The sequence below is a fragment of the Pararhizobium sp. O133 genome (genome assembly GCF_051669845.1).
Lineage (GTDB): Bacteria > Pseudomonadota > Alphaproteobacteria > Rhizobiales > Rhizobiaceae > Pararhizobium.
Window position 1 is genome coordinate 991,072 of record NZ_CP196426.1, and the last position, 26,547, is coordinate 1,017,618.

General features: G+C 62.1%; 22 protein-coding genes. 14 read left to right on the plus strand and 8 right to left on the minus strand.

All coding sequences use genetic code 11. From position 1 onward, the window contains the following. Positions 1-209: 209 nt before the first annotated feature. The 3 genes from ACST81_RS04570 (at position 210) to ACST81_RS04580 (ending at position 5,054) form a co-directional block, all read left to right on the plus strand. Positions 210-686 carry a GNAT family N-acetyltransferase gene (locus tag ACST81_RS04570; RefSeq protein WP_438751660.1) on the plus strand — a complete coding sequence of 159 codons (477 nt, stop codon included), beginning with the start codon at positions 210-212 and terminating at the stop codon, positions 684-686. Positions 687-705: 19 nt separating this feature from the next. Further along, on the plus strand, positions 706-2,730 hold the full coding sequence (locus ACST81_RS04575) for a beta-N-acetylhexosaminidase (RefSeq protein ID WP_438751661.1): 2,025 nt from the start codon (positions 706-708) through the stop codon (positions 2,728-2,730). A gap of 542 nt (positions 2,731-3,272) precedes the next feature. Further along, positions 3,273-5,054 (plus strand): methyl-accepting chemotaxis protein, encoded by a 1,782-nt coding sequence (locus tag ACST81_RS04580; RefSeq protein ID WP_438751662.1) that lies wholly within the window; start codon positions 3,273-3,275, stop codon positions 5,052-5,054. 77 nt (positions 5,055-5,131) lie between these two features. Here ACST81_RS04580 and ACST81_RS04585 read toward each other — a convergent pair whose 3' ends face one another. Both ACST81_RS04585 and ACST81_RS04590 read right to left on the minus strand, forming a co-directional pair. After that, positions 5,132-8,365, minus strand: a complete 3,234-nt coding sequence (locus tag ACST81_RS04585; protein ID WP_438751663.1) for an efflux RND transporter permease subunit — start codon at positions 8,363-8,365, stop codon at positions 5,132-5,134. A 37-nt stretch (positions 8,366-8,402) separates the two neighbouring features. After that, positions 8,403-9,620, minus strand: coding sequence for an efflux RND transporter periplasmic adaptor subunit (locus ACST81_RS04590; RefSeq protein WP_438751664.1), 1,218 nt, complete (start codon positions 9,618-9,620; stop codon positions 8,403-8,405). 186 nt (positions 9,621-9,806) lie between these two features. On the opposite strand from ACST81_RS04590, the gene ACST81_RS04595 reads away from it, so the two are divergent. Further along, positions 9,807-10,406, plus strand: a complete 600-nt coding sequence (locus ACST81_RS04595; RefSeq protein WP_438751665.1) for a TetR/AcrR family transcriptional regulator — start codon at positions 9,807-9,809, stop codon at positions 10,404-10,406. A 37-nt stretch (positions 10,407-10,443) separates the two neighbouring features. Here the strand turns inward: ACST81_RS04595 and hutC are convergent, their stop codons facing one another. Beyond that, a complete protein-coding gene (gene hutC / locus ACST81_RS04600) occupies positions 10,444-11,211 on the minus strand; it encodes a histidine utilization repressor (protein WP_438751666.1) in 768 nt (255 codons plus the stop codon). Between the two features lie 197 nt (positions 11,212-11,408). Here hutC and ACST81_RS04605 point away from each other — a divergent pair, with 197 nt between their 5' ends. The 7 genes from ACST81_RS04605 to ACST81_RS04635 all read left to right on the plus strand — a co-directional run bounded on the left by ACST81_RS04605 (position 11,409) and on the right by ACST81_RS04635 (position 18,257). Next, positions 11,409-12,248 (plus strand): transporter substrate-binding domain-containing protein, encoded by an 840-nt coding sequence (locus ACST81_RS04605; protein WP_438751667.1) that lies wholly within the window; start codon positions 11,409-11,411, stop codon positions 12,246-12,248. A 160-nt stretch (positions 12,249-12,408) separates the two neighbouring features. Continuing rightward, positions 12,409-13,131, plus strand: coding sequence for an ABC transporter permease (locus ACST81_RS04610; protein WP_438751669.1), 723 nt, complete (start codon positions 12,409-12,411; stop codon positions 13,129-13,131). Positions 13,132-13,142: 11 nt separating this feature from the next. Next, positions 13,143-13,853, plus strand: a complete 711-nt coding sequence (locus tag ACST81_RS04615) for an ABC transporter permease (protein WP_438751670.1) — start codon at positions 13,143-13,145, stop codon at positions 13,851-13,853. 32 nt (positions 13,854-13,885) lie between these two features. Next, positions 13,886-14,656 (plus strand): ABC transporter ATP-binding protein, encoded by a 771-nt coding sequence (locus tag ACST81_RS04620; RefSeq protein ID WP_438753375.1) that lies wholly within the window; start codon positions 13,886-13,888, stop codon positions 14,654-14,656. Between the two features lie 2 nt (positions 14,657-14,658). Beyond that, the gene (locus tag ACST81_RS04625) at positions 14,659-16,152 is read left to right on the plus strand and encodes an HAL/PAL/TAL family ammonia-lyase (RefSeq protein WP_438751671.1); all 1,494 of its coding nucleotides are present in this window, start codon (positions 14,659-14,661) and stop codon (positions 16,150-16,152) included. 21 nt (positions 16,153-16,173) lie between these two features. Beyond that, positions 16,174-17,331: an N-methyl-L-tryptophan oxidase gene (solA, locus tag ACST81_RS04630; RefSeq protein WP_438751672.1), complete on the plus strand. Its 1,158-nt coding sequence runs from the start codon at positions 16,174-16,176 to the stop codon at positions 17,329-17,331. Between the two features lie 2 nt (positions 17,332-17,333). Beyond that, positions 17,334-18,257 (plus strand): arginase family protein, encoded by a 924-nt coding sequence (locus tag ACST81_RS04635; RefSeq protein WP_438751673.1) that lies wholly within the window; start codon positions 17,334-17,336, stop codon positions 18,255-18,257. A gap of 6 nt (positions 18,258-18,263) precedes the next feature. On the opposite strand, the gene ACST81_RS04640 is transcribed toward ACST81_RS04635, so the two are convergent. Continuing rightward, the gene (locus ACST81_RS04640; protein WP_438753376.1) at positions 18,264-18,830 is read right to left on the minus strand and encodes a HutD/Ves family protein; all 567 of its coding nucleotides are present in this window, start codon (positions 18,828-18,830) and stop codon (positions 18,264-18,266) included. Positions 18,831-18,919: 89 nt separating this feature from the next. Here ACST81_RS04640 and ACST81_RS04645 point away from each other — a divergent pair, with 89 nt between their 5' ends. Together ACST81_RS04645 and ACST81_RS04650 are read left to right on the plus strand one after the other, a co-directional pair. Next, on the plus strand, positions 18,920-19,183 hold the full coding sequence (locus ACST81_RS04645; protein ID WP_438751674.1) for a type II toxin-antitoxin system Phd/YefM family antitoxin: 264 nt from the start codon (positions 18,920-18,922) through the stop codon (positions 19,181-19,183). Further along, positions 19,180-19,569, plus strand: coding sequence for a type II toxin-antitoxin system VapC family toxin (locus ACST81_RS04650; RefSeq protein ID WP_438751675.1), 390 nt, complete (start codon positions 19,180-19,182; stop codon positions 19,567-19,569). Before ACST81_RS04645 ends, ACST81_RS04650 begins: the two co-directional genes overlap by 4 nt. 2 nt (positions 19,570-19,571) lie before the next feature. Here the strand turns inward: ACST81_RS04650 and hutU are convergent, their stop codons facing one another. From hutU to hutI, 4 genes are all read right to left on the minus strand, one after another. After that, positions 19,572-21,245: a urocanate hydratase gene (gene hutU, locus ACST81_RS04655; protein ID WP_438751676.1), complete on the minus strand. Its 1,674-nt coding sequence runs from the start codon at positions 21,243-21,245 to the stop codon at positions 19,572-19,574. Further along, on the minus strand, positions 21,242-22,075 hold the full coding sequence (gene hutG, locus ACST81_RS04660) for an N-formylglutamate deformylase (RefSeq protein WP_438751677.1): 834 nt from the start codon (positions 22,073-22,075) through the stop codon (positions 21,242-21,244). The genes hutU and hutG overlap by 4 nt, the downstream gene beginning before the upstream one ends. A 187-nt stretch (positions 22,076-22,262) precedes the next feature. Next, on the minus strand, positions 22,263-23,798 hold the full coding sequence (hutH, locus tag ACST81_RS04665; protein ID WP_438751678.1) for a histidine ammonia-lyase: 1,536 nt from the start codon (positions 23,796-23,798) through the stop codon (positions 22,263-22,265). A gap of 52 nt (positions 23,799-23,850) precedes the next feature. Then, complete coding sequence (hutI, locus tag ACST81_RS04670) at positions 23,851-25,101, minus strand: imidazolonepropionase (RefSeq protein WP_438753378.1); 1,251 nt, start codon at positions 25,099-25,101, stop codon at positions 23,851-23,853. A gap of 97 nt (positions 25,102-25,198) precedes the next feature. Here hutI and ACST81_RS04675 point away from each other — a divergent pair, with 97 nt between their 5' ends. Beyond that, the gene (locus tag ACST81_RS04675) at positions 25,199-26,542 is read left to right on the plus strand and encodes a formimidoylglutamate deiminase (RefSeq protein WP_438751679.1); all 1,344 of its coding nucleotides are present in this window, start codon (positions 25,199-25,201) and stop codon (positions 26,540-26,542) included. Positions 26,543-26,547 lie beyond the last annotated feature (5 nt).

Genomic DNA, 26,547 nt, shown 5'->3' on the forward strand with positions numbered 1-26,547 from the left:
CCATCGGCGACACCCAAGTATTTCCACGCGCTCCCCAATTCGCAACGCAAGGCCGGCACCGAGATGCGGCGAACCAGTCCGAAAATTGGTAGCGTTGCCAAATGCCGGCAGTTGGGCGAAGACTTCTCGCCACCTGCTTCGGGCAGATTCATCTTGAAAACCATGACTGTCGCCACTTGGCGCAGCCACGCGAAAGCACAAGGTTTGTTATGGACTATCTGGTCAATCTTTCGCTGGTGACGCCGGTTCCTGATCTCGATGCGCGGATGACAACGGCCGGGGTGACGATCCGGCGGGCGCTGGCACCTGAACTCGAACTGGTGACCGGCTGGATCCGCGAAAAGTTCGGTGCCGGCTGGGCAAGCGAAACCACGGTCGCCTTCGCCCGCCAGCCGCCGACCTGTTTCCTGGCAATGCGGGCCGGAAAGTTGATCGGCTTTGCCTGCCACGAATCGATCGCCCGCGGCTTTTTCGGGCCGACCGGTGTCGACGAGACGGCGCGGGGCGAGGGGATTGGCCATGCGCTGCTGCTGGCGAGCCTGCTCGACCTGAAGACCATGGGCTACGGCTATGCCATAATCGGCGATGTCGGTCCTTCCGCATTCTACGAACGCACGGTCGGCGCAACGCCGATCCCCAATTCCGCGCCCGGCGTCTATGCCGGCTTGTTGACAAGTGCCGACTGAGATTTCCGGGAGCAGGACAATGGCGAAGACGACACGGGGCAAATTTCGTCTGGAGACTTTCTGGGTGCCGGCGGTAACGGGCGAAGCCCCGGTCTATTCCCTGGCGCTGACCAATGATGGCGATCAGCCGATTGCGGATTTCACGCTCTGCGTCTCCGGCCCGGCGAGGATCGATCCGGCCGCAAGCGTTGAAGGCGGGCAATTGTTGGTGCGTCTGTCGAACCACGCCGAATTTGCGCCGCCGGAAGATTTCGCGCTGCAGCCGGGCGAGACTTGGACCCTGAAGGCGCATGGCATGAGCTATCACCCGAAGCACTGGACCGATGGCGCCAATGCCGGTTACATCGTGCTCGCTGACAGGACGGCGGTTCCGGTGACGGTCGCGCCGACGCGGGCGAAGGGCGACAACGCGGCCCTGACGCGGGGCTCCGTCGTCTATCCGGTTCCGAAAGTTGCTCCAGTCACCGTGTCGATCGTGCCATGGCCCGAGGCGGTTGCCGTCTCCGGCGCGATTGCGCCCCCGTCGGGGCTGGATCTTCGTCCTGAAGATGCGGAAGCCGAGGCTGCGGCGGGCGCCTTTACCGCGCTCGTGCAAGCGCTGTTCCCGGTTGAAGGTCTTGTCCGCCCGGTTGCCGAAGGCGGTTTTCCGGTTTCGGTCAGCCTCCGCAGCGGGTTTGCGGCGGAAGGCCATATGATCCAATTTTCCGCCACCGGCGTGACAATCGCCGCGGGCACGCGCAGCGGTCTCCTCTACGGCCTGATCACGCTCGGCCAGATCCTGCGCGGCGCGCGGCTGTATCCGGAAACATTTGTCTTTCCGGCGGATGGCGAGATTGTCGATGCGCCGGCACTCGGCTGGCGAGGCGTCCATCTCGACGTCGCCCGTCAGTTCTATGGCACGGCCGAGGTCGCGCAGTTCCTCCGCATTCTCGCATGGAACAAGCTCAATCGTTTCCACTGGCATCTGTCGGATGACGAGGCATGGCGCGTCGAGATCGATGCCTATCCTGCCTTGACCGACATCGGCGCCTGGCGTGGCCACGGCTTGAAAATTCCGCCACTGCTGGGATCCGGCCCGCAGGTTACCGGAGGCTACTACACGAAGGCGGCGATCCGCGCGATTGTCGCACTGGCGGTCGACCTCGGCATTGAGGTGGTGCCGGAGATCGATGTGCCCGGGCATTGTTACGCCATGTTGCAGGCGATCCCCGAATTGCGCGATCCCGAAGAGGCGGGCAGCTATTATTCCGTCCAGGGTTTTCCGGACAACTGCCTCAACCCGGTGCGCGAGGAAACCTATCTGGTCTTGGAAACGATCTTCGACGAACTGATCGAGTTGTTCCCGTCGAAGATCATCCATATCGGCGCCGACGAGGTTCCGCTCGGCGCCTGGTCCGGTTCTCCCATGGCCCTGGCGCGGCTGCGCGCGGTCGGTGGCGAGGCGATGGCCGATGCCCATGCCGCGCGCCTGAACGTCATCACCAACACTCATGGCGCCGACGAGATCGACGGATCGGGGGCTGCCGTCCTGCAGGCGGAGTTCCTGGCCCGCATCCAGGCATTCCTCGCCTCGCGCGGCTGCATCACCGGCGGCTGGCAGGAGGCGGCGCACGGCAATGTCATCGACAAGACGAAGTCGACATTGTTCGGCTGGCGCACTGTCGAGGCATCGGCAGCCCTGGCGGGCGAAGGTTACGACATGGTGGTCTGCCCCGGTCAGGTCTATTATCTCGACATGGCCAACAGCCAGGCCTGGTCGGAACCCGGTGCCAGCTGGGCCGGCTGGTCCGATCCGGAAAAGCTATACAACTTCGATCCGGTGAAAGGCTGGAGCGATGCCCAGAAGCGGCACCTGCTCGGTGTCCAGTGCTGCATCTGGTCGGAACCGATGACCGATCGTGGCGTCTTCGACCGGCTGGTTTTTCCCCGCCTGTCGGCGCTCGCGGAAACCGGATGGACGCAGCCGGAGCGCAAATCCTTCGCGCGTTTCGAGGCGCTCGCCGGCCTCATGCCAATTCTCTACGGTATTTATGCGGAGGTTTGAATTGAACGAGGCTCCATCCTCTTGATGTCGTTAACAGGCTGGCGCGGCAGCGAATGTGTGACTGAAAAGATGACAGAATAACGAAACAATTAAAGATTGTATTTTCTGTAGCTCAAACTCGATGCCGTTTGTCGACAGGCATTTGGCGATAACCGGCGCGATGCAGACATTTGCCGTTAAGTATGATATTTCTCGATAAAATCGCCTGGTTTTACAAAAGAATGCGAAAATATAAGTTCCGAATGATGATTTCTTGTGGTTCTTTTGGATCAATTTCAAACAAAGCCAGTTTGTCTCAAATATTAATTGTTCTTTTAGATATTATACCAATAGTTGTGATGTGCAGCCGAGCTTAGGTTCGAGCATGACGCAAATGCACAAGCCGGGAGCCCCGGCATGTTTCCATTGACAGGTCGTTCCCAGCATCCGCCGCCGTTGGGCGGGTTTCAAGCATGACAGCCGCGCGCATGTGCGACTGATTGATTGCTTGCGTATGTTGGGACGGCAACGACGCGAGAATGAGATGCCCAAGGAGGCGTTCGATGAGCAAGCTGTTTCCAGGTTTCGGTGGCGATAGTGCCGCCATCATGGCCGCGATGCACAAGTCGCAGGCGATCATCGAGTTTGACCTTTCCGGCAATATCCTGAACGCCAACGCGAACTTCTGCGCGGCTGTCGGCTATGAGCTTTCCGAGATCAAGGGCAAGCACCACCGGATTTTCGTCGATCCGGTCGAAGCGGCCAGTGCCGAATACAGCGCGTTCTGGGCCCGGCTGGCGCGCGGTGAGTTCGATCGTCGACAGTACCGGCGCATCACCAAGAGCGGCCGGGAGATCTGGATCGAGGCGTCCTACAATCCGGTCTGTCGCGGCGGAAAACCCTACAAGGTCGTCAAGTTCGCGACCGATATCACCGCACTCCGCCAGAAGGCGACCGAGGATGCGGGCAAGCTCAATGCCGTTTCGCGCTCACAGGCCGTCATCGAGTTCACGCCGGCCGGCGAAATCATCACTGCCAACGAGAATTTCTGTGGTGCCCTGGGCTATAGCCTGTCGGAGATCCAGGGAAAACATCATCGGATGTTCTGCGATCCCGCCTATGTCCAGACCGAGGAATACCGGCGGTTCTGGGAGGGGCTCGCGCGCGGTCAGTTCACTGCCAACGAGTTCCTGCGCTTCGGCAAGGGCGGCAAGGAAATCTGGATCCAGGCGGCCTACAACCCGATCGTCGATGATAAGGGCAAGGTGTTCAAGGTCGTGAAGTTCGCGACCGACGTCACCGAGCGCATGGGCGCCGTTTCGGCCCTTGGGGCGGGGCTGAAGGGGCTGGCGGAAGGCGATTTGACACAGAGTATCGATCGTCCCTTCGTCCCGACCATGGAAAAGGTCCGGCAGGATTTCAACGATGCGGTGGCCAAGCTGCGCGCCGCCATGAAGTCGGTCGGATCCAACGCGCAGGGGATTGCCGCGGGTTCGGGCGAAATTCGGTCCGCAGCCGATGACCTTGCGCGACGCACCGAGCAGCAGGCAGCGTCCGTCGAGGAAACCGCAGCGGCGCTCGAGCAGATCACCATGACCGTCGCCGATTCCAGTCGCCGGGCGGAAGAGGCCGGTGCCCTTGTCGCCGCCACCCGCGACAATGCGCAGAAGTCCGGCGAAGTGGTGCGCAACGCCATTACCGCGATGGGCCAGATCGAGCAGTCGTCCGGCGAGATTTCCAACATCATCGGCGTCATCGACGAAATTGCATTCCAGACCAATCTGCTGGCGCTCAATGCGGGGGTGGAAGCAGCCCGGGCCGGCGAGGCGGGCAAGGGATTTGCCGTCGTCGCCCAGGAGGTTCGCGAACTCGCCCAGCGCTCCGCCAAGGCCGCCAAGGAAATCAAGGCGCTGATCCATGCATCCGGAGACCATGTAAAGAATGGCGTCTCTCTCGTCGATGAAACGGGCAGGGTACTGGATGAAATGGTCAAGCAGGTGCAGGAGATCAGCACCAATATCGTCGCCATCGTCGAAGGCGCGCGGGAACAGTCGACTGGGCTCAAGGAAATCAATCATTCGGTCAACGCCATCGACCAGGGCACGCAGCAGAATGCGGCGATGGTCGAGCAATCCACGGCGGCCAGCCACAGTCTGGCGAAAGAGGCCGAGGGTCTGTTCAACCTGCTCAGCCAGTTCCGTGTGGGACAGGAAACCCATGCGCCGCGTGCCGCCGATACGGGTCACCGGGCTGTTGCCTCTCCGGCGCGGAAGATGGTCGGTCAAGTAGCCCGCGCCTTCTCCGGCAATGCGGCGGTGGCACAGGACAGTTGGGAAGAATTCTGAACCCGATTATGAAGGCCAAAAGAAAACGGCACCGCGAGAAAGCAGCGCCGTTTTCGTTGTTGTCTGGCTGATCCGGTCTATTCCGCCGCTTCCAGTCCCGGCAGCAGCGGCTGTTGCGGGTGAAGCTGGGTGACCGTGGCCGAATCGGCCGGCACGGTGTGATGACCATTCTTCTTCAGTGGCCGGTTGCCGGTCAGCGCGCGAACCAGCGTGTAGAAGACCGGCGTCAGGAACAGGCCGAACAGGGTCACGCCGATCATGCCGGAGAACACCGCGACACCCATGGCATGGCGCATTTCGGCACCCGCACCGGTGGACGTAACCAGCGGCACGACACCCATGATGAAGGCCATGGAGGTCATCAGGATCGGACGCAGGCGCAGGCGGCTTGCCTTGATCACGGCCTCGAAGGGTGTCGCCCCCTCGAATTCGAGTTCACGGGCAAACTCGACGATCAGGATGGCGTTCTTCGCCGATAGACCGACCAGCACGATCAGGCCGATCTGGGTGAAGACATTGTTGTCGCCGGCCGTCAGCCAGACGCCGCCAAGCGCTGCCAGAAGCGCCATCGGGATGATCATGATGATCGACAGCGGCAGCGTCAGGCTTTCATACTGGGCGGCCAATACGAGGAAGACCAGCAGGATCGACAGCGGGAAGATCAGGATACCGGTATTGCCGGCGATGATCTCCTGGTAGGTCAGTTCGGTCCATTCGAAAGTGACGCCCGCCGGCAGGGTTTCCGCCGCGATGCGCTCGATAGCGGCCCGTGCCTGGCCGGATGAATAGCCGGGCGCGGTGTTGCCGTTGATATCGGCCGACAGGAAGCCGTTGTAGCGCATGGCGCGTTCCGGTCCGGCGGCCGAGTTGACGGTCAGCACCGCCGACAGCGGGATCATCTCGCCCGAAGTTGAGCGAACCTCCAGCTTGCCGATGTCTTCCGCCTGCGCGCGGTAGGTGGCATCGGCCTGAACGCGGACGGAATAGGTTCTTCCGAACTTGTTGAAGTCGTTGACATAGACCGAGCCCAGATAGATTTGCAGCGTGTTGAAGATTTCCGTCAGCGGAACGTTCAACTGGCGGGCCTTGGCGCGGTCGACGTCGGCATAAAGCTGCGGAACGTTGACCTGGTAGCTGGAGAACATGCCGACCAGTTCGGGCGTCGTATAGGCCTTGGCCATGAAGCCCTTAACGGCGGCGTCAAGCGCCTCGTAACCAAGCCCGGCCTTGTCTTCCAGCTGCAGTTTGAAGCCGCCGATCGCGCCGAGACCCTGGACGGGCGGTGGCGGGAAGATGGCGCTGAACGAATCCTGGATGACGCTCAGCTCCTGGTTCAGCCGTCCGGCAATCGCGCCGGCGGACAGATCGGGCGTGGTGCGTTCCTCGAACGGCTTCAGCGACAGGAAGACGATGCCGGCATTCGACGAATTGGTGAAGCCGTTGATCGATAGGCCGGGGAAGGCGATGGCGCTTTCGACGCCCGGCACCTTCATGGCGATATCGCTGATGCGGCGGATGACGTCTTCGGTCCGGTCAAGCGACGCACCGTCCGGCAGTTGGGTGAAGCCGACCAGATACTGCTTGTCCTGCGGCGGCACGAAACCACCGGGCACGGCCTTGAAGAAGAATACGGTCGCGCCGACGAGGAGCAGATAGACGCCCATCATCAGGGTCTTGCGCGAGATCACGCCCTTCACGCCGGTGCTGTAGGCCTGCGAGCCGCGCGAGAAGACGGCATTGAAGCCACGGAAGAACCAGCCGAACAGGAAATCCATGACCCGGGTCAGGCGGTCCTTCGGTGCGTCGTGCCCCTTCAGGAGAAGAGCAGCCAGCGCCGGCGACAGGGTCAGCGAGTTGATGGCCGAGATGACGGTCGAAATCGCGATGGTCAGGGCGAACTGCTTGTAGAATTGGCCTGTGAGACCGGAAATGAAGGCGAGCGGCACGAACACGGCCACCAGCACCAGCGCGATCGCGATGATCGGGCCTGAGACTTCCTTCATGGCCTTATACGTCGCTTCACGCGGCGGCAGACCGTCCTCGATGTTGCGCTCGACGTTTTCAACCACGACGATCGCGTCATCGACGACGATACCGATGGCCAGTACCAGCCCGAAGAGGCTGAGCGCGTTGATGGAAAACCCGAACATCTGCATGACCGCGAACGTGCCGACGATCGAGACGGGAACGGCGATCAGCGGAATGATCGAGGCGCGCCATGTCTGCAGGAAGATGATGACGACGATGACGACCAGGGCAATGGCTTCCAGCAGCGTGTGGATAACGGCTTCGATCGAGGCGCGAACGAATTGGGTCGTATCGTAGACGATCTCGTAATCGACATCCTGCGGCATCGACGCCTTGATTTCCTGCATCGCGGTACGGACCTGGTCGGCGATCTCGATCGCGTTCGAGCCGGGAGCCTGGAAGACCGGAATGGCGACCGCCTGCTTGTTGTTGAGCAGGGAGCGCAGCGAATATTCGGCCGAGCCGAGTTCGATGCGGGAAACGTCGCGCAGGCGCGTGATCGCTCCAGACGCGCTCGTCTTGATGATGATCTCGCCGAACTCCTCCTCGCTTTGCAGGCGTCCTTGGGCATTGACCGACAGCTGCAGATCGACGCCTTCGAGATTGGGCGACGAACCGATGACGCCGGCTGCGGCCTGGATGTTCTGCGCGCGGATTTCATTGACGACATCCGACGCGGACAGGCCAAGCTGGGCCATCTTCTGCGGATCGAGCCAGATGCGCATCGAATAGTCGCCGGAACCGAACAGCTGGACCTGGCCAACACCGTCGATGCGGGCGAGCCGGTCCTTGACGTTGATCAGCGCATAGTTGCGCAGATAGGTCATGTCGTAGCGGCCTTCCGGCGAGGTCAGGTGGACGACCATCATCAGGTCCGGCGAGCTCTTGATCGTCGTGACGCCGAGACGGCGCACCTCTTCCGGGAGGCGCGGTTCAGCCTGGCTGACGCGGTTCTGGACGAGTTGCTGGGCCTGGTCCGGATCGGTGCCAAGCTTGAAGGTAACCGTCAGCGTCATCAGGCCGTCGGTGGTGGCCTGGCTGCTCATGTAGAGCATGTCCTCGACGCCGTTGATCGATTCCTCCAGCGGCGTCGCCACGGTTTCGGCGATAACCTTCGGGTTGGCGCCCGGATAATTGGCGCGCACGACGATCTGCGGCGGCACGACGTCCGGATACTCGGAAATCGGCAGGATCGTCATCGCGATCAGGCCGCCGAGGAAAATAATGAAGGAGAGAACGCCCGCGAAAACCGGGCGATCGATAAAGAACCTGGAGATATTCATGGCGTGATCCGCCCCTATGCTGAATGCGGAGAAAGGCTTAGTTGGTCGCAGCGGCCTGCTGCTCGGCACCCGGCTTCATCGCGACCATCTCGGGCGCCACGAGAGCACCGGGGCGGATACGCTGAAGGCCGTTGACGACGATACGCTCCTTGGCCTTCAGGCCGGCCGTCACCACCCGCAGGCCCTCGGAGCGGGCGCCAACGGTGATCTCGCGATATTCGATGGTGTTGTCCGGCTTTACGACCATGACATATTTCTTGTTCTGGTCGGTGCCGATCGCCCGCTCATTGATGAGGACGGCGGTTTCCGTCTTCGCCTGACCCATGTTCAGGCGGGCGAATTGGCCGGGAATGAGGGCGCCGTTGGTGTTGTCGAAGACGGCGCGGACGCGGATCGTGCCACTTTGCGGATCGACGCTGTTGTCGACCAGTTGCAGCTTGCCGGTCACATCCGGCAGTCCTGCGACGGCCATGCGGATCGGAACGCGATCGATGAAGTTGCGGGCATTGGCTCCTTCAGGCAGTTCGGAAAGAATGCCGGAGACGATCTGCTCGTTGGCCTCGAAGCTGGCATAGATCGGGCTCAGGGACACGAGTTGCGTCAGGACCGGGGAGGAGGGGCCGGCGGCGATCAGGTTTCCGGCGGTGATCTCGATCTTGCCGACGCGCCCGGTGATCGGGGCGCGAATTTCGGTATAGCCGAGATTGAGGGCGGCGCTCTGCAGCACTGCACGGGCGGCTTCGAGGTCAGCCTTGGCGCTCGCCTCGGCATTCATGCGCTGGTCGACTTCGCTCTGCGACACGGCATTGGTGGCGAGAAGTTGCTGGCCGCGCTTGAGTTCGATGCTGGCCAGTGAAACACGCGCTTGGGCGGCGGTAACGTTTGCCTGGGCGCGGGCCACCTCGGCCTGGTAAGGCGCCTGATCGATGGTCACCAGCAGGTCGCCCTTCTGAACGATCGCGCCTTCCTGGAAATGCACCGACTGGATAGCGCCGGCGGCGCGCGAGCGGACTTCGACGTGATCGACGGCTTCGAGGCGGCCTGAGAATTCGCTCCATTGCGTCACGGGCTTGGCCTCGACGACGGCGACGGAGACCGGCACGGCAACAGGTGCCGCGGCCGTGGAGGCGTCGGCGGCGTTGCCGGACCCGGCCGTGCTGCCTTCAAATTCGAAATAAATTGTCGGCGCGATCGTCGCGACGGCGAGGACGAGGCCGGTGGTGAGAAGCTTGGTTCTGAAAGTTCCGAAAGACATGGCGGCTATCCTGAATTCTGGCCCTGGACGGGGCCGATCCGTCGATCTTGCTTGGGAGGACAAGATCGGAACGGAAGGTTGCATTGACGTTCAATACCGTTCGGTATAGAAATAGGTTCATTAGCCGATTGTTGTCAATCGAATTATATACCGATCGGTATAAAAAAATTCGGGAGGTTAACGTCCATGGGACGGCCAAGAGAGTTTGATGTTGACGAAGCCCTCGAGACGGCGATGGAGCTGTTTTGGCGCAAGGGCTACGAAGGCACGTCTCTGACTGACCTGACCGAAGGCATGGGGATCACCAAGCCCAGTCTCTACGGTGTCTTCGGTAACAAGGAAGGCCTGTTTTTGCAGGCTTTGGAGCGTTACGAGCGCACCAAGATGAGCTTCTTTCACAAGGCGCTGCAACTGCCGCGCGCGCGCGACGTCGCGGAACGGATTTTGCGTGGATTTGCCGATTCGCAGACGCCCGAGACCGGTCCAAGCGGCTGCCTCGGCATTAATGGTGCGCTTGCCTGTAGCGAGGCGGCGGCTGAAATCCAGAAATGCCTGATCGAGAACCGCCATCGTGGCGAACGCGACCTCGGCAAGCGTTTCGAGCGCGCGGCCGAGGAAGGCGACCTTCCGCCTGGGCACGAGCCCCATGATCTCGCGCGCTACATCATGACGATTTCCCAGGGGACCGCAATTCAGGCGGCGTCCGGCGCGGATCGGGCGGCGCTTTACCGCGTCATCGACATGGCGCTGCAATTCTGGCCCCTGCCGGAGAAGCAGGCCGAGTAGGTTCCATATACAACATGGTCAATGTCGTGGCCGATAATCACTCTTCCGAAATTTTTCCGCTGCGCGATTCGAGCCGGTAGCGATTGCCGGGATAGACGAGGCGGGCAAACGAGACGACCCGTTTCGACGACCATGTTCGCCGGCGGATCAGCAGGCAGGGTTCCGTGCGCAGGATAACAAGCAACTTGCATTCCCAAGGCTGCGGCATGGCCGCCTCGACGATATGTTCGGAGCCGCTCAGCGGTGCTTCTGCCGTCAGATAGGCGTTCGGCGTCTGGGTGGTGAAGTCCTGATCGAGATAACCGGGCGCTGCCTCGGGATTGACGAAGCGGTCTTCAATTTGCACCGGAACGCCGTTTTCGCTGTGCACGATCAGCGAATGAAACACGGTGGCGCCGATCGGCAGGCCCAGTCCATCAGCGACATCCGGAGACGCCGTTTCCTGCGCGAGAACCACTACTGAAGCCTGATGAACATGGCCCCGCTCGTCAATTTCCTCGGCGATGTTGCGGACCTCGAAAAGCTCCGAAAAGCCCTTGCGTTCGGCAACAAAGGAGCCGACGCCCTGGATGCGCACCAGTTCGCCTTCGCTTGCCAGTTCCCGCAGTGCCCGGTTGGCCGTCATCTTGCTGACGCCAAGTTCCGCGACGAGTTCGTTCTCGGAAGGGACGCGATGCTTGGGAGGCCATTCGCCGCTCTGGATGCGGTCAAGGATCATCTGCTTGACGCCGGCATAGAGCGGGGCGCCATCGTTGTCGCTGTTGTCCCATTTCAGTTGAGCGGCCTGGTCGTTGCTGCGCTTCATATGCTCAATCCTTGGGCGAAATTAAATTTGCTTCCTAATGCGGCCTCCCTCTTGCATACCATAAAAATTCGCATATGGTACCATATACAACATGGATGTTCAGGATGATTTCTTAGGCGTCGCATCCATCAAGGCATTTATAAAGCCGGCGCAGATCGGCGGACGTTGTTGAAGATAAACCTCAGAGGAACGAGACCATGAAACTGTCAAAATTTCTGATGGCTGGCGCCGTCGCATTCGCAACTTTTGCCGCTCCAATGGCTCAAGCCAAGGACTGGAAAACCGTCACTATTACGCTGGAAGGCGCCTATGCGCCGTGGAACCTGACCAATCCGGATGGTACGCTCGGCGGCTTCGAGCCGGAACTGGCCAAATATCTCTGCGACCACATGAAAGTCGAGTGCACGCTCGTCGCCTCCGACTGGGACGGCATGATCCCGGCGCTGAACGCCGGCAAGTTCGACGTGATCATGGACGCTCTTTCGATCACCGAAGAGCGCAAGAAGATCATCGACTTCACCATTCCCTACGCCCACACCCACGCCGCTTTCGCGACGCTGAAGGACAGCCCGCTGGCAAACGCCGTCGGCACCGGCACGGTCATCAAGCTTGAGCCGGGCGCAACCGGCGTCAAGGAAGTCGAAGCCATGAAGGCGGCCTTCGCCGGCAAGACCATCGGCATCCAGGCGGCAACCGTCTATTCCAAGTTCATCTATGACAATTTCGGCGATGTCGCTACCGTTCGCGAATACAAGACCGGCGCCGAGCGTGACCTCGACCTCGAAAGCGGCCGTATCGATCTCGTCTTTGACGACGCCGTCTACCTGATCTCGGCCTTCGAAAAGGCGAACGGCACGCTCGGCTTCACCGGCCCGGAAATCGGCGGCACGATCTTCGGTTCGGGCGAAGGCCTGGGCATCCGCCAGGCCGACACCGACCTGCGCGACATGTTCAACAAGGCGATCGAAGCTGCTCTCGCCGACGGTACGATCAAGACGCTGTCGATGAAGTGGTTCAAGACCGACGTTACCCCCTGATCGGATCTGCCCGCCGCTTGCTATTTTGCCTGCGGTGGGCACACTTGCTGCGGCAGGCCGCCGCCGGAGCAATCGGCGCGGCCTTCCAACTCCACCCTGACGATCGGCAAGCCGGCCCAGCCTGGAACGAGGACGCCGGAAGCAACGGGACGCCTGCGGCATGGCACTTTTTGAAATTCTGGGTTTTGGCCCCACCGGCTGGGGCGGCTTGCTCCTTGTCGCGGCGCTGATGACGCTCTGTGTCACCGGTGTCGCCCTTGTCATCGGCGCCATCCTCGGCGCTCTCATCGCCTGGGCGAAACTGTCCGGCAGCCGGGTCATGCGGCTCATCGGCGGCACATACACCACGGTCTTCCGGGGCGTGCCGGAGCTTCTGATCATCTATCTCGTCTATTTCGGCGGTTCGAGCGCGGTCACCGCGATCGGTACGGCCATGGGATACGAGGGCTTTCTCGGCCTGCCGTCCTTCGCTGCCGGTGCGCTGGCGGTTGGCATTATTTCCGGCGCCTACCAGGCCGAGGTCTTTCGCGGTGCCTATCTGGCGATCTCAAAGGGCGAGCTTGAGGCGGCGCAGGCGATCGGCATGAACAGGGGCTTGCGCTTCCGCCGCATCATCGGGCCGCAGGTCTTCCGTTTCGCCATTCCCGGCATCGGCAATGTCTGGCAGCTCAGTCTTAAGGATTCGGCGCTGGTCTCCGTCACCGGTCTTGCCGACCTGATGCGCACCAGCCAGGTCGCCGCCGGCTCCACCCGCCAGCATTTCCTGTTCTTCATCGTTGGCGGTTGCCTCTATCTGATCATGACCAGCTTTTCCGACCGTCTCTTCAACAGCGCCGAAAAGCGCGCCAATCGCAGCATGCCGACCAGTCTCGGTCAGGCCTAGGGAGACGCGTGATGGATATCGACTTCATGCTCTCCACGATGAAGACGCTGCTGGCCGCCCTGCCGATGACGCTGGCGCTGTTTGCCCTGTCGGTCTTCTTCGGCGGTTTGCTGGCGCTGCTCATCGTCTGGATGCGGGTCAGCGGCAACACGGTCGCGCGCAATTTCGCCAAGGGCTACATCTTCGTCTTTCGCGGTTCGCCGCTGTTGATCCAGATGTTCCTGATCTTCTACGGCCTCGGGCAGTTCGGCTTTATCCGCTATAGCTTCCTCTGGCCGGCACTGCGCGAACCCGTCGTCTGCGCGGTGCTGTCGCTGGCGCTCTGCACGGCCGGTTATTCCGCTGAGATATTCCGCTTCGGCCTGCGGGCCATTCCGGCTAAGGAGATCGAGGCGGCCCGCTCGATCGGCATGTCCGGCTTTCTCCTGACACGCCGCATCCTGGCGCCGATCGCCTTTCGCCATGCGCTGCCGGCCTATTCGACGGAAGTGGTGATGATGGTGAAATCGACGGCTCTTGCCAGCCTCGTCACCGTCTGGGAAGTGACCGGCGTTGCCCAGCGGCTGATCTCGCAGACCTATCGCACGATGGAGGTCTTCCTTTGCGCTGCGGCCATCTATCTCATCCTCAACTTCCTGATCCTGCAGGCGATGGCATTGCTTGAATACAAGCTGACCCCGCATCGCCGCGCGGCCCCGCTGTTTCCGGTGCCGCAACGATGAGCCCCGCCAACCTCAACCAGACTGGAACGACAATGGCAGGCACGACCCGGCTTTCCGTCCGCAATATCCGCAAGAGCTTCGGCACGCATGAAGTGTTGCGCGGCATCTCGCTCGATGCCCGCGATGGCGACGTCATTTCGCTTCTGGGCGCCAGTGGTTCGGGCAAATCGACCTTTCTGCGCTGTATCAATCTCCTGGAAATCGCCGACCATGGCGAGATTTCCGTCGATGGCGAACTGATCCAGATGCAGCAACGCGGTGGCAAGAACGTTCCGGCCAACCGCAAGCAGGTGGACCGTATCCGCTCAGAGCTCGGCATGGTGTTCCAGTCGTTCAATCTCTGGTCCCACATGACCATTCTCGAAAACATCATCGAGGGGCCGGTGCATGTCCTGAAGCGCCCGCGTGCCGAATGCATCGCCGAAGCCGAGGCGCTGCTCCAAAAGGTCGGCATCGCGGAGAAGCGTCATGCCTACCCGGCACATCTGTCGGGCGGCCAGCAGCAGCGCGCGGCCATTGCCCGCTCGCTGGCGATGAAGCCGAAGGTGATGCTGTTCGACGAGCCGACCTCGGCCCTCGATCCGGAACTGGTCGGCGAAGTCTTGCGCGTCATGCGGTCGCTCGCCGAAGAGGGCATGACCATGCTGGTCGTCACCCATGAAATGAGCTTTGCCCGCAATGTCTCCAATCGCGTCATCTTCATGAAGTCCGGCGAAGTCGACAGCGACGGCGCCCCGGACGAATTGTTCGGTTCCGGCGGTTCACCCAGCTTCCGCCAGTTCATCGGCAATTTCGGAGGCTGAACGTGCAGGATATCAGGCTTGAAACGACGCTCGACTGGCGCGCCGTGGCGGCGGTTGCCGATGGCGCGACACTGTCCCTTTCTGATGCAGCGCTTGAGCGCGTGTCGGTCGCCAGCCGCATCGTGTCCGCGATCGTCGAAAGCGGCGTGCGGGCCTATGGCGTCAACACAGGCGTGGGCGCGCTTGCCGATACGGTGGTCGACCGCCCGTCGCAGAGCCGGCTTTCCCGCAACATCATCCTCAGCCACGCTTGCGGCGTTGGTCCCTTGCTGGATGCGCGCGAGGTGCGGGCCATCATCGCAGCCCAGATCGGCAATTTCTCCCACGGCCATTCCGGCGTGCGGCCGGAGATCGTCGCATTGCTGCAGGCCTTCCTGCGCGAGGATTGCATTCCCGATGTTCCGTCGAAGGGGTCGGCCGGCTATCTCTCGCACAATGCCCATATCGCGCTGGTGCTGCTCGGCGAAGGACGGGCACGGCTGAAGGGAAAGACCATCAGCGGCGCGGAGGCACTGAAAGCACTTGGTGTCGAGCCGCTGGTCCTGCAGGCCAAGGAAGGCCTGAGCCTTGTCAACGGTACTGCATGCTCCATGGGGCTGGGTTCCGTTGCCCTTGCGCGCGCCGAACGATTGCTCAACTGGGCAGACGCCATTGCCGCGCTGACGATAGAGGCGCTCGGCGGCCAGATGACGGCTTTCGATGCCAGCGTTCTTGCACTTCGCAAGTCGAACGGGATTGAAAAAGTAGGCAAGGTTTTGCGCGATCGTCTCGCCGGCAGCGGCCTGATTGCGGTTGCCCGCGGCGCCCGCACGCAGGATGCGCTAAGCCTTCGCTCGGTGCCACATGCGCATGGCGCCGGGTGGGATGTGCTCGCCTTTGCAGGCGATGTCGTCGATCAGGAATTAGCCTCGGTCACCGACAATCCAGCGGTATCCGGCACGCCCGAAGCGCCGGTGGTGTCTTCCGAAGCGCATGCCGTGGCGCCGGCGCTTGGCCAGGCGCTGGACAGCCTCGCGGTCGCCATCGCGCAGATATCCATGATGAGCGAGCGCCGCATCGACCGTCTCGTCAATCCGCTGGTGAGTGGCCTTCCGGCCTTTCTCGCTGCGGATCCCGGCGCTGGCTCCGGCTTCATGATCGCGCAATATACGGCGGCGGCACTGGCTGCCGAAAACCGCCGCCTCGGCGCGCCGGCAAGCCTTGATGGCGGCATCACCTCTGCCCTGCAGGAGGATTTTCTCGGGCATCCGACGGCGGCTGCCAACAAGTTGCTGGCGGTCATCGACAATGCCGAGCAGATCCTCGGCATCGAATATGCGGCCGCTGCACAAGCGCATGATTTCCAGGCCGCGATCGCGCCAAGGGCGGAAGGCACCGATGTGCTCTATCGCCATATCCGCGCGAATATGCCAACCTATGCCGACGACCGGCCGCTCGGCTGGGATCTTGAAAAGGCCCGCGATCACCTGCGCGGATCGCCGCCTCCACATATCTGAAATCTCCTGAAAGGAACTGCCATGACCGCCCATTTCGACGTTGCCGTTGTCGGCCTTGGCGCCATGGGCAGTGCCGCTGCCGCGCATCTGGCGGCCCGAGGCGTCAAGGTTCTCGGCATCGACGCCTACTATCCGGCACATGCCTTGAGTTCGTCGCATGGCGACAGCCGGCTGATCCGGCTCGGCTATTTCGAGGATCCGTCCTATGTACCGCTGCTGCAGCGGGCCTATGAGAACTGGCGGACGCTTGAAGCACGGCTTCGCGAAGACATCCTGACGATCACCGGCGTGCTGCAGATCGGCAAACCGGACAGCAAGATCGTTAGCGGTACGCTGAAAAGCTGCGCGCTGCATAATCTGTCGCTGGAAACCCTCTCGCCAAACCAGATGCGTGGACGGTTTCCGGTGTTTTCGCTGGATGCGGACGAAGTTGCGCTGCTGGATCCCCAGGGCGGGTATCTCCGTCCTGAAGCCGCCGTCATGGGCTATCTGAAGCTCGCCGCCGCCGATGGCGCAATGCTGCATTTCGGGGAAAAGGTGACGGCTATCGAGCCCGGCGGGTCCGGTGTTTCCATCGTCTCTGACACGGGCCACTACACGGCTGCCAAGGTCATCGTCGCCACCGGTTCCTGGATCGGCGAATTGGTGCCGGCTTTGCGCGACCACGCCGTGCCGATCAAGCAGGTCGTCTCCTGGTATCAGCCGATGGATGGTTTCGTCACCCAGCCGCAGCGCATGCCGGTCTTCATCCGTGATGAAGGTGACGACGGTTCATTCTTCGGTTTCCCGGCGATCGGCGTCGATGGTGTCAAGGTCGGTCGCCACGCGCATTTCCGCGAGCCGATCGACCCGAACCAGCCCAATCCGGCCGTCAACGAGCGGGACACCGACCTGCTCGACAGTTTTATCCGTCACCGGCTGCCGGCTGCGGCCGGTCTGCGTGTCCGCTCCACCACCTGCCGTTATACGATGCTGCCGAGCGAGGATTTCCTGCTTGATCTCCTGCCGGGCGACAAGCGCGTCGTCGTCGCGTCGCCATGCTCCGGCCACGGTTTCAAGTTCACCAGCGTCGTCGGCGAAATCCTCGCCGACTTGGCGCTTGACGGCGGCACGGACCTGCCGATCGGCGCCTTCTCCTTCAGCGCGATGGACCACTTCCTGGCGGCGCGGGCGGCCTGATCATGACCTATCGTCTTGTCCCGGCTCCTGAAACCTTCCTCGGTATTCCGACCGCAACACAGGCATCTGCGGGCTCCGTCGCGATTTTCGGGGCTGTCCATGGAACGCGCTATCCCGGCGCCACCATCGAGGCAACCGAACTAGCAGCGCCGGATGCGGTCCGGCAGGCGATTACCGCCGCCTCGGTTCATATCAACCACTGGGATTTCGATTTCGATGGTCCGTTGCTGAACGATGGTGCCTTGGCGGTCGTCGATCTCGGTGATGTCGCGACGAGACCGGATGACAATGCCGGCAACCGGGCGGCGATCGAAGCAGTGACGCGGGATATACGCGCCGGCGGCGCCATTCCGATCCTGATCGGCGGCGATGATTCCGCGGCAATTCCGTTCATGCGAGGCCTCGGCGATGTCGATGCCCTGCATATCCTGCAGATCGACGCCCATATCGACTGGCGCGACCAGATCGGCGATGAACCGCTCGGCTATTCCAGCACGATGCGGCGGGCATCCGAGCTTCCCTTCGTCCGCTCGATGACACAGGTCGGCATTCGCGCCGTGGGCAGCGCCCGCCGTGAAGAGGTCGAGGCCGCCAAGGCTTGGGGCTCACGGCTGGTGACGATGCGTCAGGTCAGGGCCAATGGCGCGGCCGCGATCGCCGATGCCATCCCGCGCGATGGAGCTTTGCTCATTCACATCGATGTTGATGCGCTCGATCCGTCGATCTGCCCCGGCATTAACGCCCTGTCGCCCGGCGGTCTCTGGCTGGAGGAGGTGACCGATCTCATCGCCTCGGCTCTGGCCGGGCGCACGCTTGCAGGTTTTTCGATCGTCGAGTTCCAGCCAAGGAGCGACATCAACGGCATGACCGCGACTGTCGTTGGTCGCCTGATCTGCCACGTCCTTGGCAATCTCGCCCGCAAATAATTGTGCTTAGGCGGGCGTGATACGGATGAGATAGGCCGTCGTCGGCATGTCGGAGGTGATGTAGACGACGCCGTCCAGAACAGCGCAATCGAGCCTACCGAGTTCTTCGGCGTTGCCATAGCTCTCGATCCGCAGGTTGCCGAGCGACAGCAGCATCGTGACACCGCCTTCGGCATCCAGATGATGCTGTCCTTCGACGATGCGCCGCTCGACCTGATGGGTCCAGACGCCGCGCCGCGTCATGATATTCAGATCGACGATGGTGCCGGAGATCAGCCGTGCGGACGTCGGAGCATCTGCGGGAAAAGCGAGAGGCTCCGACGCCTGCGTCAGGATGACGGGCGCACTTCCGGCGATGTCCAGTTCCATGCCGTCGCCCTGAAGGATCGACAAGGTCCGGTCTATGCCGGGAAACACCGAAAACGGCCCATCGCTGGCAACGGTTGCCATGCTGACCCGCCAGCCGAATCCGGCAAGATCGGCATTTTTCGGGAACACCGCAATCTCGGTGGTTTCACCGCCACCATTCTTCCAAGGCATGCGGCGATAATCGCGGGCTCTGAGCACCTGCAGGTTTCCGGAAAGGGGCGAGTGCGCGTCGTGCATTGTAAACCTCCAGTGGGTGGACTAAGTTTAGCGGACTAAGTTCACGGAGCGTGGTGATGGAAACGTTCAACATTCACGAAGCCAAGACACATTTGTCCCGCCTTCTCGAAAAGGTGGCGAAGGGCGAGAGCTTCATCATCGCCAAGGCCGGCAAGCCGATCGGCAAGCTCGGGCCAATCGATGAGCCGGAGAAGCCGAAGAAACGCCGCATTGGGTTCATGGACGGAGAGTTCACCGTTCCGGAAGACTTCGACACCATGATGCAGGAGGAGATCGAGGAAATGTTCTACGGCAATCCTGACAAATTCAAGAACAGATGACCAGATTGCTCGTTGATACCAATATCCTTCTTTGGATGACGGGTTTCTCTCACCGCCTTCCCCCTGCCGCGAGAGAGTTGATTGAAGATAGTCGCAACACCGTTCTGTTTTCGACAGTCAGCATCTGGGAGGTGGCCATCAAGACAGGTCGGGGCCATGCAGACTTCACGATCGATCCCGAACGGCTTCGAGACAAGCTATTAGCCAACAACTACATCGAATTACCATTGTTCGGCGAACATGCCGTCCACGTGAAAGAATTGCCTGATATTCACAAGGACCCGTTCGATCGTATTCTGATCGCGCAAGCGTTGTATGAAGGCATGTCTCTTCTAACCTCGGACAAGACCGTCGCAAGGTACGGCGGCCTTATCCGGTTGGTTTAGCCTCAGTTCCCCAGAATTCCCGGAAGTCGCAAGCCCTTTTCCTTGGCGCAATCCACAGCGATGTCATAGCCCGCATCCGCGTGGCGCATGACGCCGGTGGCCGGGTCGTTCCAGAGGACACGTTCCAGGCGGCGGGCTGCATCGTCGCTGCCGTCGGCGCAGATGACGACGCCCGAGTGTTGGGAGAAGCCCATGCCGACGCCGCCGCCATGGTGCAGCGAGACCCAGGTGGCGCCCGATGCGGTGTTGAGCAGCGCGTTGAGCAGCGGCCAGTCGGATACGGCGTCCGAACCGTCCTTCATCGCTTCCGTTTCTCGGTTCGGCGAGGCGACGGAGCCCGAGTCCAGATGGTCGCGGCCGATGACGACCGGAGCCGAGAGTTCGCCGTTCCTGACCATCTCGTTAAAGGCGAGGCCGAGGCGATGGCGATCGCCAAGGCCGACCCAGCAAATACGTGCCGGCAGACCTTGGAAGGCGATGCGCTCGGCGGCCATGTCGAGCCAGTTGTGCAGGTGCTTGTTACCGGGTGTCAGCTCCTTCACCTTGGCGTCGGTCTTGCGGATATCCTCCGGATCACCCGAAAGGGCGGCCCAGCGGAACGGGCCGATGCCGCGGCAGAACAGCGGGCGGATATAGGCCGGGACGAAGCCCGGGAAGGCGAAGGCGTTTTCAAGGCCTTCGTCCTTGGCGACCTGGCGGATGTTGTTGCCATAGTCGAAGGTCGGGATGCCCATGTCCTGGAAGGCGATCATCGCCTCGACATGGTCGCGCATCGAGGCGCGGGCCGCCTTTTCGACCGCCTTGGGATCGCTCTCGCGCTTTTCCTTCCACTTCGCCATCGTCCAGCCCTTGGGCAGATAGCCGTTGATCGGGTCATGTGCCGAGGTCTGGTCGGTGACCATGTCGGGGCGGATGCCGCGGCGGACCATTTCCGGCAGGATCTCGGCGGTATTCCCCAGCAGGCCGACGGACTTCGCTTCACCGGCGGCCGTCCAGCGCTCGATCATGTCCATCGCTTCATCAAGGGTTTCCGCTTTGGCGTCGACATAACGGGTGCGCAGGCGGAAATCGATCGAGTCCGGGTTGCATTCGATGGCGAGGCAGCAGGCGCCCGCCATGACGGCCGCCAGCGGCTGGGCGCCACCCATGCCACCGAGACCGCCGGTCAGGACCCACTTGCCCTTGAGGTCGCCGTTGTAGTGCTGGCGGCCGGCCTCGACGAAGGTTTCGTAGGTGCCTTGGACGATGCCTTGGCTGCCGATGTAGATCCACGAGCCGGCGGTCATCTGGCCGTACATGGCCAGACCCTTCTTATCCAGCTCGTTGAAATGATCCCAGGTCGCCCAGTGCGGCACAAGGTTGGAATTGGCGATCAGGACGCGCGGCGCATCCTTGTGGGTGCGGAAGACGCCGACCGGCTTGCCCGACTGCACCATCAGCGTCTCGTCTTCGTTGAGATCGCGCAGCGTCTCGACGATCTTGTCGAAATCGGCCCAGGTGCGGGCGGCGCGGCCGATGCCGCCATAGACGACCAGTTCATGCGGGTTCTCGGCCACTTCCGGGTCGAGATTGTTCATCAGCATGCGAAGCGGCGCTTCGGTCATCCAGGATTTCGCCGTCAGCTCCGTGCCGCGGGCAGCGCGGACGTCGCGGATGTTGTGACGAGGATTGGTCATTTGGTTCCCCTGTTTTGCTTTGCCTGGGTTTGTTGTGCGAGTGTCAGCGCGGATGTTTCGATGCGCGTGAGAATGTCTTTGAGATGAATGCGAAGCGCGGCCGCCTTGGCTTGGTCATAGGCGAAGGGCGGTGTCTCGGTGGTCAGATGCGTCGATTGCGCCAGTTCCATCTGGATGGCATGAACGCCGGTTTCGGGCTTGCCATAGTGACGCGTCGTCCAGCCACCCTTGAAGCGGCCGTTCAGAACGCTGGTATGGCCGTCGAGATCGAGGACACTATCGACGATCGCCGCTTCGATTGTTGGATCGCACGTCTTGCCCATATCCGTGCCAATGTTGAAATCCGGCAGGATGCCCTCGAACAGGAACGGAATGTCCGAGCGGATCGAATGGCAATCATAGACGACGGCGACGCCATGGATCGCCTTCACCCGCTCCACTTCCGCCCCCAGCGCCGCATGATAGGGCGCGTGGAAATCGGCGAGACGCGCGGCGATATCAGCCTCCGTCGGCTCTTCGCCATCCTTCCAGATCGGAACGCCGTCGAAATCCGTTGATGGAACGAGCCCGGTCGTGTTCTGGCCGGGATAGAGGCTGACGCCTTCCGGATCGCGATTGGCGTCGATGACGTAGCGATGGAACGTCGCGCGCACCGTCGTAACGTCCGCCAACAGCCCGTCATAGAGGGTGTGGATATGCCAGTCGGTGTCGGCGAGGATGCGGCCGTTATCGTTCAGTCGTTCCCAGATAGCCGGCGGCACGTCGGTGCCGGTATGCGGAAAGCCGAGGATGACGGGGGACGTGCCCTGTTTCGTTTCGAAGGCGGTCATGGTTTCTCCTCTGTCCGTAACGCGGCAAGCATGCCCCTCATCCGCCCTTCGGGCACCTTCTCCCCGTGAACGGGGAGAAGGACCGTGCGGCGAATTCGGTCGTCCCCTCTCCCCGCGTGCGGGGAGAGGGCTAGGGTGAGGGGCAATCTTTCGGCATTCACGGATGTCGTGGCGACGTTCATCATGCTCAAACCTCCAGAACCGGCAGGATGCCCGCCGATACGGCGGCATTGAGCCCGCCCGCGCCGATGAGGTCGCTGGCAGCCTTGAGGTCGGTTGCCATGTAGCGGTCGATTTCAAGCGTCGGCACGACCTTACGGACGGCGGCGATGGCGTTCGCCAGTTCCGGGCTGGTGATGAGCGGCGCGCGGAACTCGATGCCCTGTGCTGCGGTCAGCGCCTCGATGCCGACGATCGAGAAGAGGTTGTCGGTCATCTGCAGCAGGCGGCGAGCACCGTGGCAAGCCATGGAGACATGGTCTTCCTGGTTGGCCGAGGTGGGGGTGGAATCGACGGAGGCCGGGTGCGACATCTGCTTGTTTTCCGACATCAGTGCCGCCGAGGTGACCTCGGCGATCATCAGGCCCGAGTTGAGGCCGGGCGTCTTGGCGAGGAAGGCCGGAAGGCCGTAGGAGAGGGCCGGATCGACCAGAAGCGCGATGCGGCGCTGGGAGATGGCGCCGATCTCGCAGATGGCGAGCGCGATCTGGTCGGCCGCAAAGGCGACCGGCTCGGCGTGGAAATTGCCGCCGGAGACGACGGAATTGTCCGAGAGGACCAGTGGATTGTCTGTGACCGCATTGGCCTCGATCTCGAGCGTGCGGGCAACCGAGCGCAGCAGATCGAGGCAGGCGCCATCGACCTGCGGCTGGCAGCGGATGCAATAGGGGTCCTGGACCCGCTCATCACCCTCGATATGGCTTTCGCGGATGACCGAGCCCTTGAGCAGGCCACGCAGGGCAGTCGCAGCGTCGATCTGGCCCTTGTGGCCGCGCAGCGTGTGGATATCCGGATGGAACGGCGCAGACGAACCCATGGCGGCATCGGTCGAGAGCGCGCCGGTGATCAGCGCCGATTGGGCAGCGCGGTGGGCGCGGAAGAGGCCGGCAAGGGCAAGCGCGGTCGAGACCTGCGTGCCGTTGATCAGCGCCAGGCCTTCCTTGGCGGCGAGCACGACCGGGGTGAGGCCGGCGCGCTCCAGCGCCGTCTTGCTATCAAGCTGTTCGCCGCCGAAGAAAGCTTCGCCTTCGCCCATCATCACCGCCGCCATATGGGCGAGCGGCGCGAGATCTCCGGAAGCGCCGACCGAGCCCTTTTCCGGAATGACAGGGATGACGCCCTTGTCGAGCATGCCCTCGATCAACCGGGTGAGTTCAAGCCGGGTGCCGGACGCGCCGCGCCCGAGCGAAATCAGCTTCAGCGCCATGATCAGGCGGACGATGTTCTCGGCGAGTGGCTGGCCGACGCCGCAGCAATGCGACAGGATCAGGTTGCGCTGGAGGGTGGCGACATCGGCTGCGTCGATCTTGATAGAGGCCAGTTTGCCGAAGCCGGTGTTGATGCCATAGACCGGCGCGTTGCCGGCGGCGATTTCGGCGATGCGGGCGGCGGCCTTTTCGATGCCGGCGTCGAAGGAGGAATCGAGACGGGCGGGCTCGCCGGTCCAGTAGATGGTTTCGAGCGTCGATAGGGGCACGGAGCCCGGCTGGAGAACAAGGGTCATGGCAACTCCTCAATTGCGATGCGCGGAGCGGTGCTCACGCGGCTTGAAAATATCAGTGTCCGTTGCGGATGCGGGCATGGAGCGGGTTGAAGCCCATGCGGTAGACAAGTTCGGCGGGTCGATCGATGTCCCAGATGGCGAAATCGGCCCATTTTCCGGGTTCCAGCGTCCCCACTTCATCGACGAGACCCAAAGCGCGCGCTGCCTCCCGCGTCACGCCAGCAATGCATTCGGTCACCGTCATGCCGAACAGGGTCGCCGCCATGTTCATGGTCAGCAGCAGCGATGTCAGCGGCGATGTGCCGGGGTTGCTGTCGGTCGCGACCGCCATGGCAACGCCGGCCTTGCGGAAGAGATCAACCGGCGGCTTCTTCGTCTCGCGGATGAAATAGAAGGCGCCGGGCAGAATGACAGCGACCGTGCCACTCTTTGCCATCGCCGCTGCGCCGGCCTCATCGGCATATTCGAGATGGTCGGCCGACAGTGCGCCATACTCGGCGGCAAGGGCCGCGCCGTGCAGGTTGGACAACTGGTCGGCATGCAGCTTGACCGGCAGGCCATAGGCCTTGGCCGCATCGAACACCAGCCGCATCTCATCGGTCGAAAAGGCGATGCCTTCGCAGAAACCATCGACCGCGTCGGCCAGGCCCTGTTCGGCGATCGCAGGCAGTATTTCGTCCACGATCTTGGCCACATAGCCGGCCTGATTGCCTTTGAATTCCGGCGGCAAGGCATGGGCGCCGAGGAAGGTGGTGCGGATGGCGACGTCGCGCTCTTCGCCCAGGCGGCGCGCGGCGCGCAGGGTCTTGGCTTCGTTTTCGAGATCGAGGCCGTAGCCGGATTTGATTTCGACAGTGGTCACGCCTTCGGCCATCAGGGCGTCGAGACGCGGCAATGACTGGCGCACCAGATCGTCTTCGCTGGCCTCGCGCAGCGCCCGGACGGAGGAAACGATGCCGCCACCGGCGCGTGCGACTTCCTCATAGGTCGCGCCCGCAAGCCGCATTTCGAATTCGTTGGCGCGGTCGCCGGCATGAACCAGATGCGTATGGCAATCGATCAGGCCAGGGGTGATCCAGCGGCCTTCGCAGTCAATGACCTCGGCTGCGTCGTCGATGGAGAAGGGCAGGCCGGCCTCACTGCCGGCATAGAGAATGCGTCCATCCTGCACGGCTATGACGCCGTTTTCGACAAGGCCAAGGTCCGGCAAGGCCGGGTCGAGCGTCGCAAGCCGGGCGTTTCGCCAGAGGCGATCGCAGACGGTTGGCCGGTTGCTTTGCTGTGCCGATTTTATGGAAGACATCATTTTCCAGCCTTTCCTTTTCGTGTCATTATGTATAGACATAAAGAAAATGAGCGCAAGTGCTTTTTTATGGCGACAGTCAGGAAGGGATGAGGCCTTGACCAGCATTCATGTGAAAGCGGCTCTGTTGCCGGCGGGATGGCAGAAGGATGTGCGGCTTCTAATCGAGCACGGCCGGATTGCCTCGATCGAGGCCGGCGTTGCCCCGCAAGCGGGCGATGAGCGCCACGATATTGTCGTTCCGGGCATGCCGAACCTGCACAGCCACGCCTTCCAGCGCGGCATGGCCGGCCTTGCCGAAGCGCGGGGTCCGGGTACCGACAGTTTCTGGAGCTGGCGCAATGTGATGTATCGTTTCGCGCTGTCGATGACGCCGGATCATGTCGAGGCGGTCGCTGGCCAGCTCTATATGGAAATGCTGGAAGCCGGCTTTTCCCGCGTGGGTGAGTTCCATTATCTCCACCACGATATCGACGGCAGCCCTTACGCTGATATCGCCGAGATGGCGCAGCGCATCGCTGCTGCGGCTTCCGAGACGGGAATCGGCCTGACGCTGCTTCCGGTTTTATACGCTCATTCCACGTTCGGCGGTGCTGCACCGAACGAGGGCCAGCGCCGCTTCATCAACAGCACGGAAAGCTTCGGCCGTCTGCTGGAAGGATGCCGCACGGCAGTGAAGGGACTTGTAGATGGAAAGCTCGGCGTGGCGCCGCACAGCCTGCGGGCTGTGACGCCGGAAGAGCTTTCCGCCGTCATCGCCATGGCCAAGGACGGGCCGATCCACATCCACGTGGCCGAACAGGTCAAGGAAGTCGAGGATTGCATTGCCTGGTCTGGCGCGCGGCCCGTTCAATGGCTCTTGGACAATACGGAGCTCGACGGCCGCTGGTGCCTGATTCATGCGACGCACATGACCGATGACGAGACACGGCGCATGGCCGAGCGCAAGGCGATTGCGGGCCTCTGCCCGATCACCGAGGCCAATCTCGGTGACGGCACGTTCAACACGGTGGTCTTCGGCGAACATGGCGGCAAGTTCGGCATCGGCTCGGATTCCAACGTGCTGATTGGTCTGCCCGACGAATTGCGCCAGCTCGAATATTCGCAGCGCCTGGCGCATCGCTCCCGCAACGTGCTGGCCGCCCCCGGCCAGTCGACCGGCCGTGCGCTGTTCGACGGTGCGCTCGATGGCGGCGGCATCGCGCTATCGACGAAAACCGGGCTTGCCGCCGGCAACCCGGCGGATTTCGTCAGCCTGGCTGTGCCCGATATCGGTGGCCAGACCGACGATGTGATCCTCGATTCCTGGCTCTTTGCCAATGGAACGAAGCCGGATTGCGTCTGGGTTGCCGGGCGTAAGCAGGTCGAGCAGGGACGACACGTCAAGCGGGATGCGATCGCCGCACGCTTCCGCACAACGATGCACGAACTGATGGGCTGATTTTC

Excerpts from the sequence above, each read along its gene's own strand:
- ACST81_RS04570 (WP_438751660.1), top strand. The coding sequence starts at position 210 with ATGGACTATCTGGTCAATCTTTCGCTGGTGACGCCGGTTCCTGATCTC.
- ACST81_RS04575 (WP_438751661.1), top strand. The coding sequence starts at position 706 with ATGGCGAAGACGACACGGGGCAAATTTCGTCTGGAGACTTTCTGGGTG.
- ACST81_RS04580 (WP_438751662.1), top strand. The coding sequence starts at position 3,273 with ATGAGCAAGCTGTTTCCAGGTTTCGGTGGCGATAGTGCCGCCATCATG.
- ACST81_RS04585 (WP_438751663.1), bottom strand. The coding sequence starts at position 8,365 with ATGAATATCTCCAGGTTCTTTATCGATCGCCCGGTTTTCGCGGGCGTT.
- ACST81_RS04590 (WP_438751664.1), bottom strand. The coding sequence starts at position 9,620 with ATGTCTTTCGGAACTTTCAGAACCAAGCTTCTCACCACCGGCCTCGTC.
- ACST81_RS04595 (WP_438751665.1), top strand. The coding sequence starts at position 9,807 with ATGGGACGGCCAAGAGAGTTTGATGTTGACGAAGCCCTCGAGACGGCG.
- hutC (WP_438751666.1), bottom strand. The coding sequence starts at position 11,211 with ATGAAGCGCAGCAACGACCAGGCCGCTCAACTGAAATGGGACAACAGC.
- ACST81_RS04605 (WP_438751667.1), top strand. The coding sequence starts at position 11,409 with ATGAAACTGTCAAAATTTCTGATGGCTGGCGCCGTCGCATTCGCAACT.
- ACST81_RS04610 (WP_438751669.1), top strand. The coding sequence starts at position 12,409 with ATGGCACTTTTTGAAATTCTGGGTTTTGGCCCCACCGGCTGGGGCGGC.
- ACST81_RS04615 (WP_438751670.1), top strand. The coding sequence starts at position 13,143 with ATGGATATCGACTTCATGCTCTCCACGATGAAGACGCTGCTGGCCGCC.
- ACST81_RS04620 (WP_438753375.1), top strand. The coding sequence starts at position 13,886 with ATGGCAGGCACGACCCGGCTTTCCGTCCGCAATATCCGCAAGAGCTTC.
- solA (WP_438751672.1), top strand. The coding sequence starts at position 16,174 with ATGACCGCCCATTTCGACGTTGCCGTTGTCGGCCTTGGCGCCATGGGC.
- ACST81_RS04635 (WP_438751673.1), top strand. The coding sequence starts at position 17,334 with ATGACCTATCGTCTTGTCCCGGCTCCTGAAACCTTCCTCGGTATTCCG.
- ACST81_RS04645 (WP_438751674.1), top strand. The coding sequence starts at position 18,920 with ATGGAAACGTTCAACATTCACGAAGCCAAGACACATTTGTCCCGCCTT.
- ACST81_RS04650 (WP_438751675.1), top strand. The coding sequence starts at position 19,180 with ATGACCAGATTGCTCGTTGATACCAATATCCTTCTTTGGATGACGGGT.
- hutU (WP_438751676.1), bottom strand. The coding sequence starts at position 21,245 with ATGACCAATCCTCGTCACAACATCCGCGACGTCCGCGCTGCCCGCGGC.
- hutG (WP_438751677.1), bottom strand. The coding sequence starts at position 22,075 with ATGACCGCCTTCGAAACGAAACAGGGCACGTCCCCCGTCATCCTCGGC.
- hutH (WP_438751678.1), bottom strand. The coding sequence starts at position 23,798 with ATGACCCTTGTTCTCCAGCCGGGCTCCGTGCCCCTATCGACGCTCGAA.
- hutI (WP_438753378.1), bottom strand. The coding sequence starts at position 25,101 with ATGTCTTCCATAAAATCGGCACAGCAAAGCAACCGGCCAACCGTCTGC.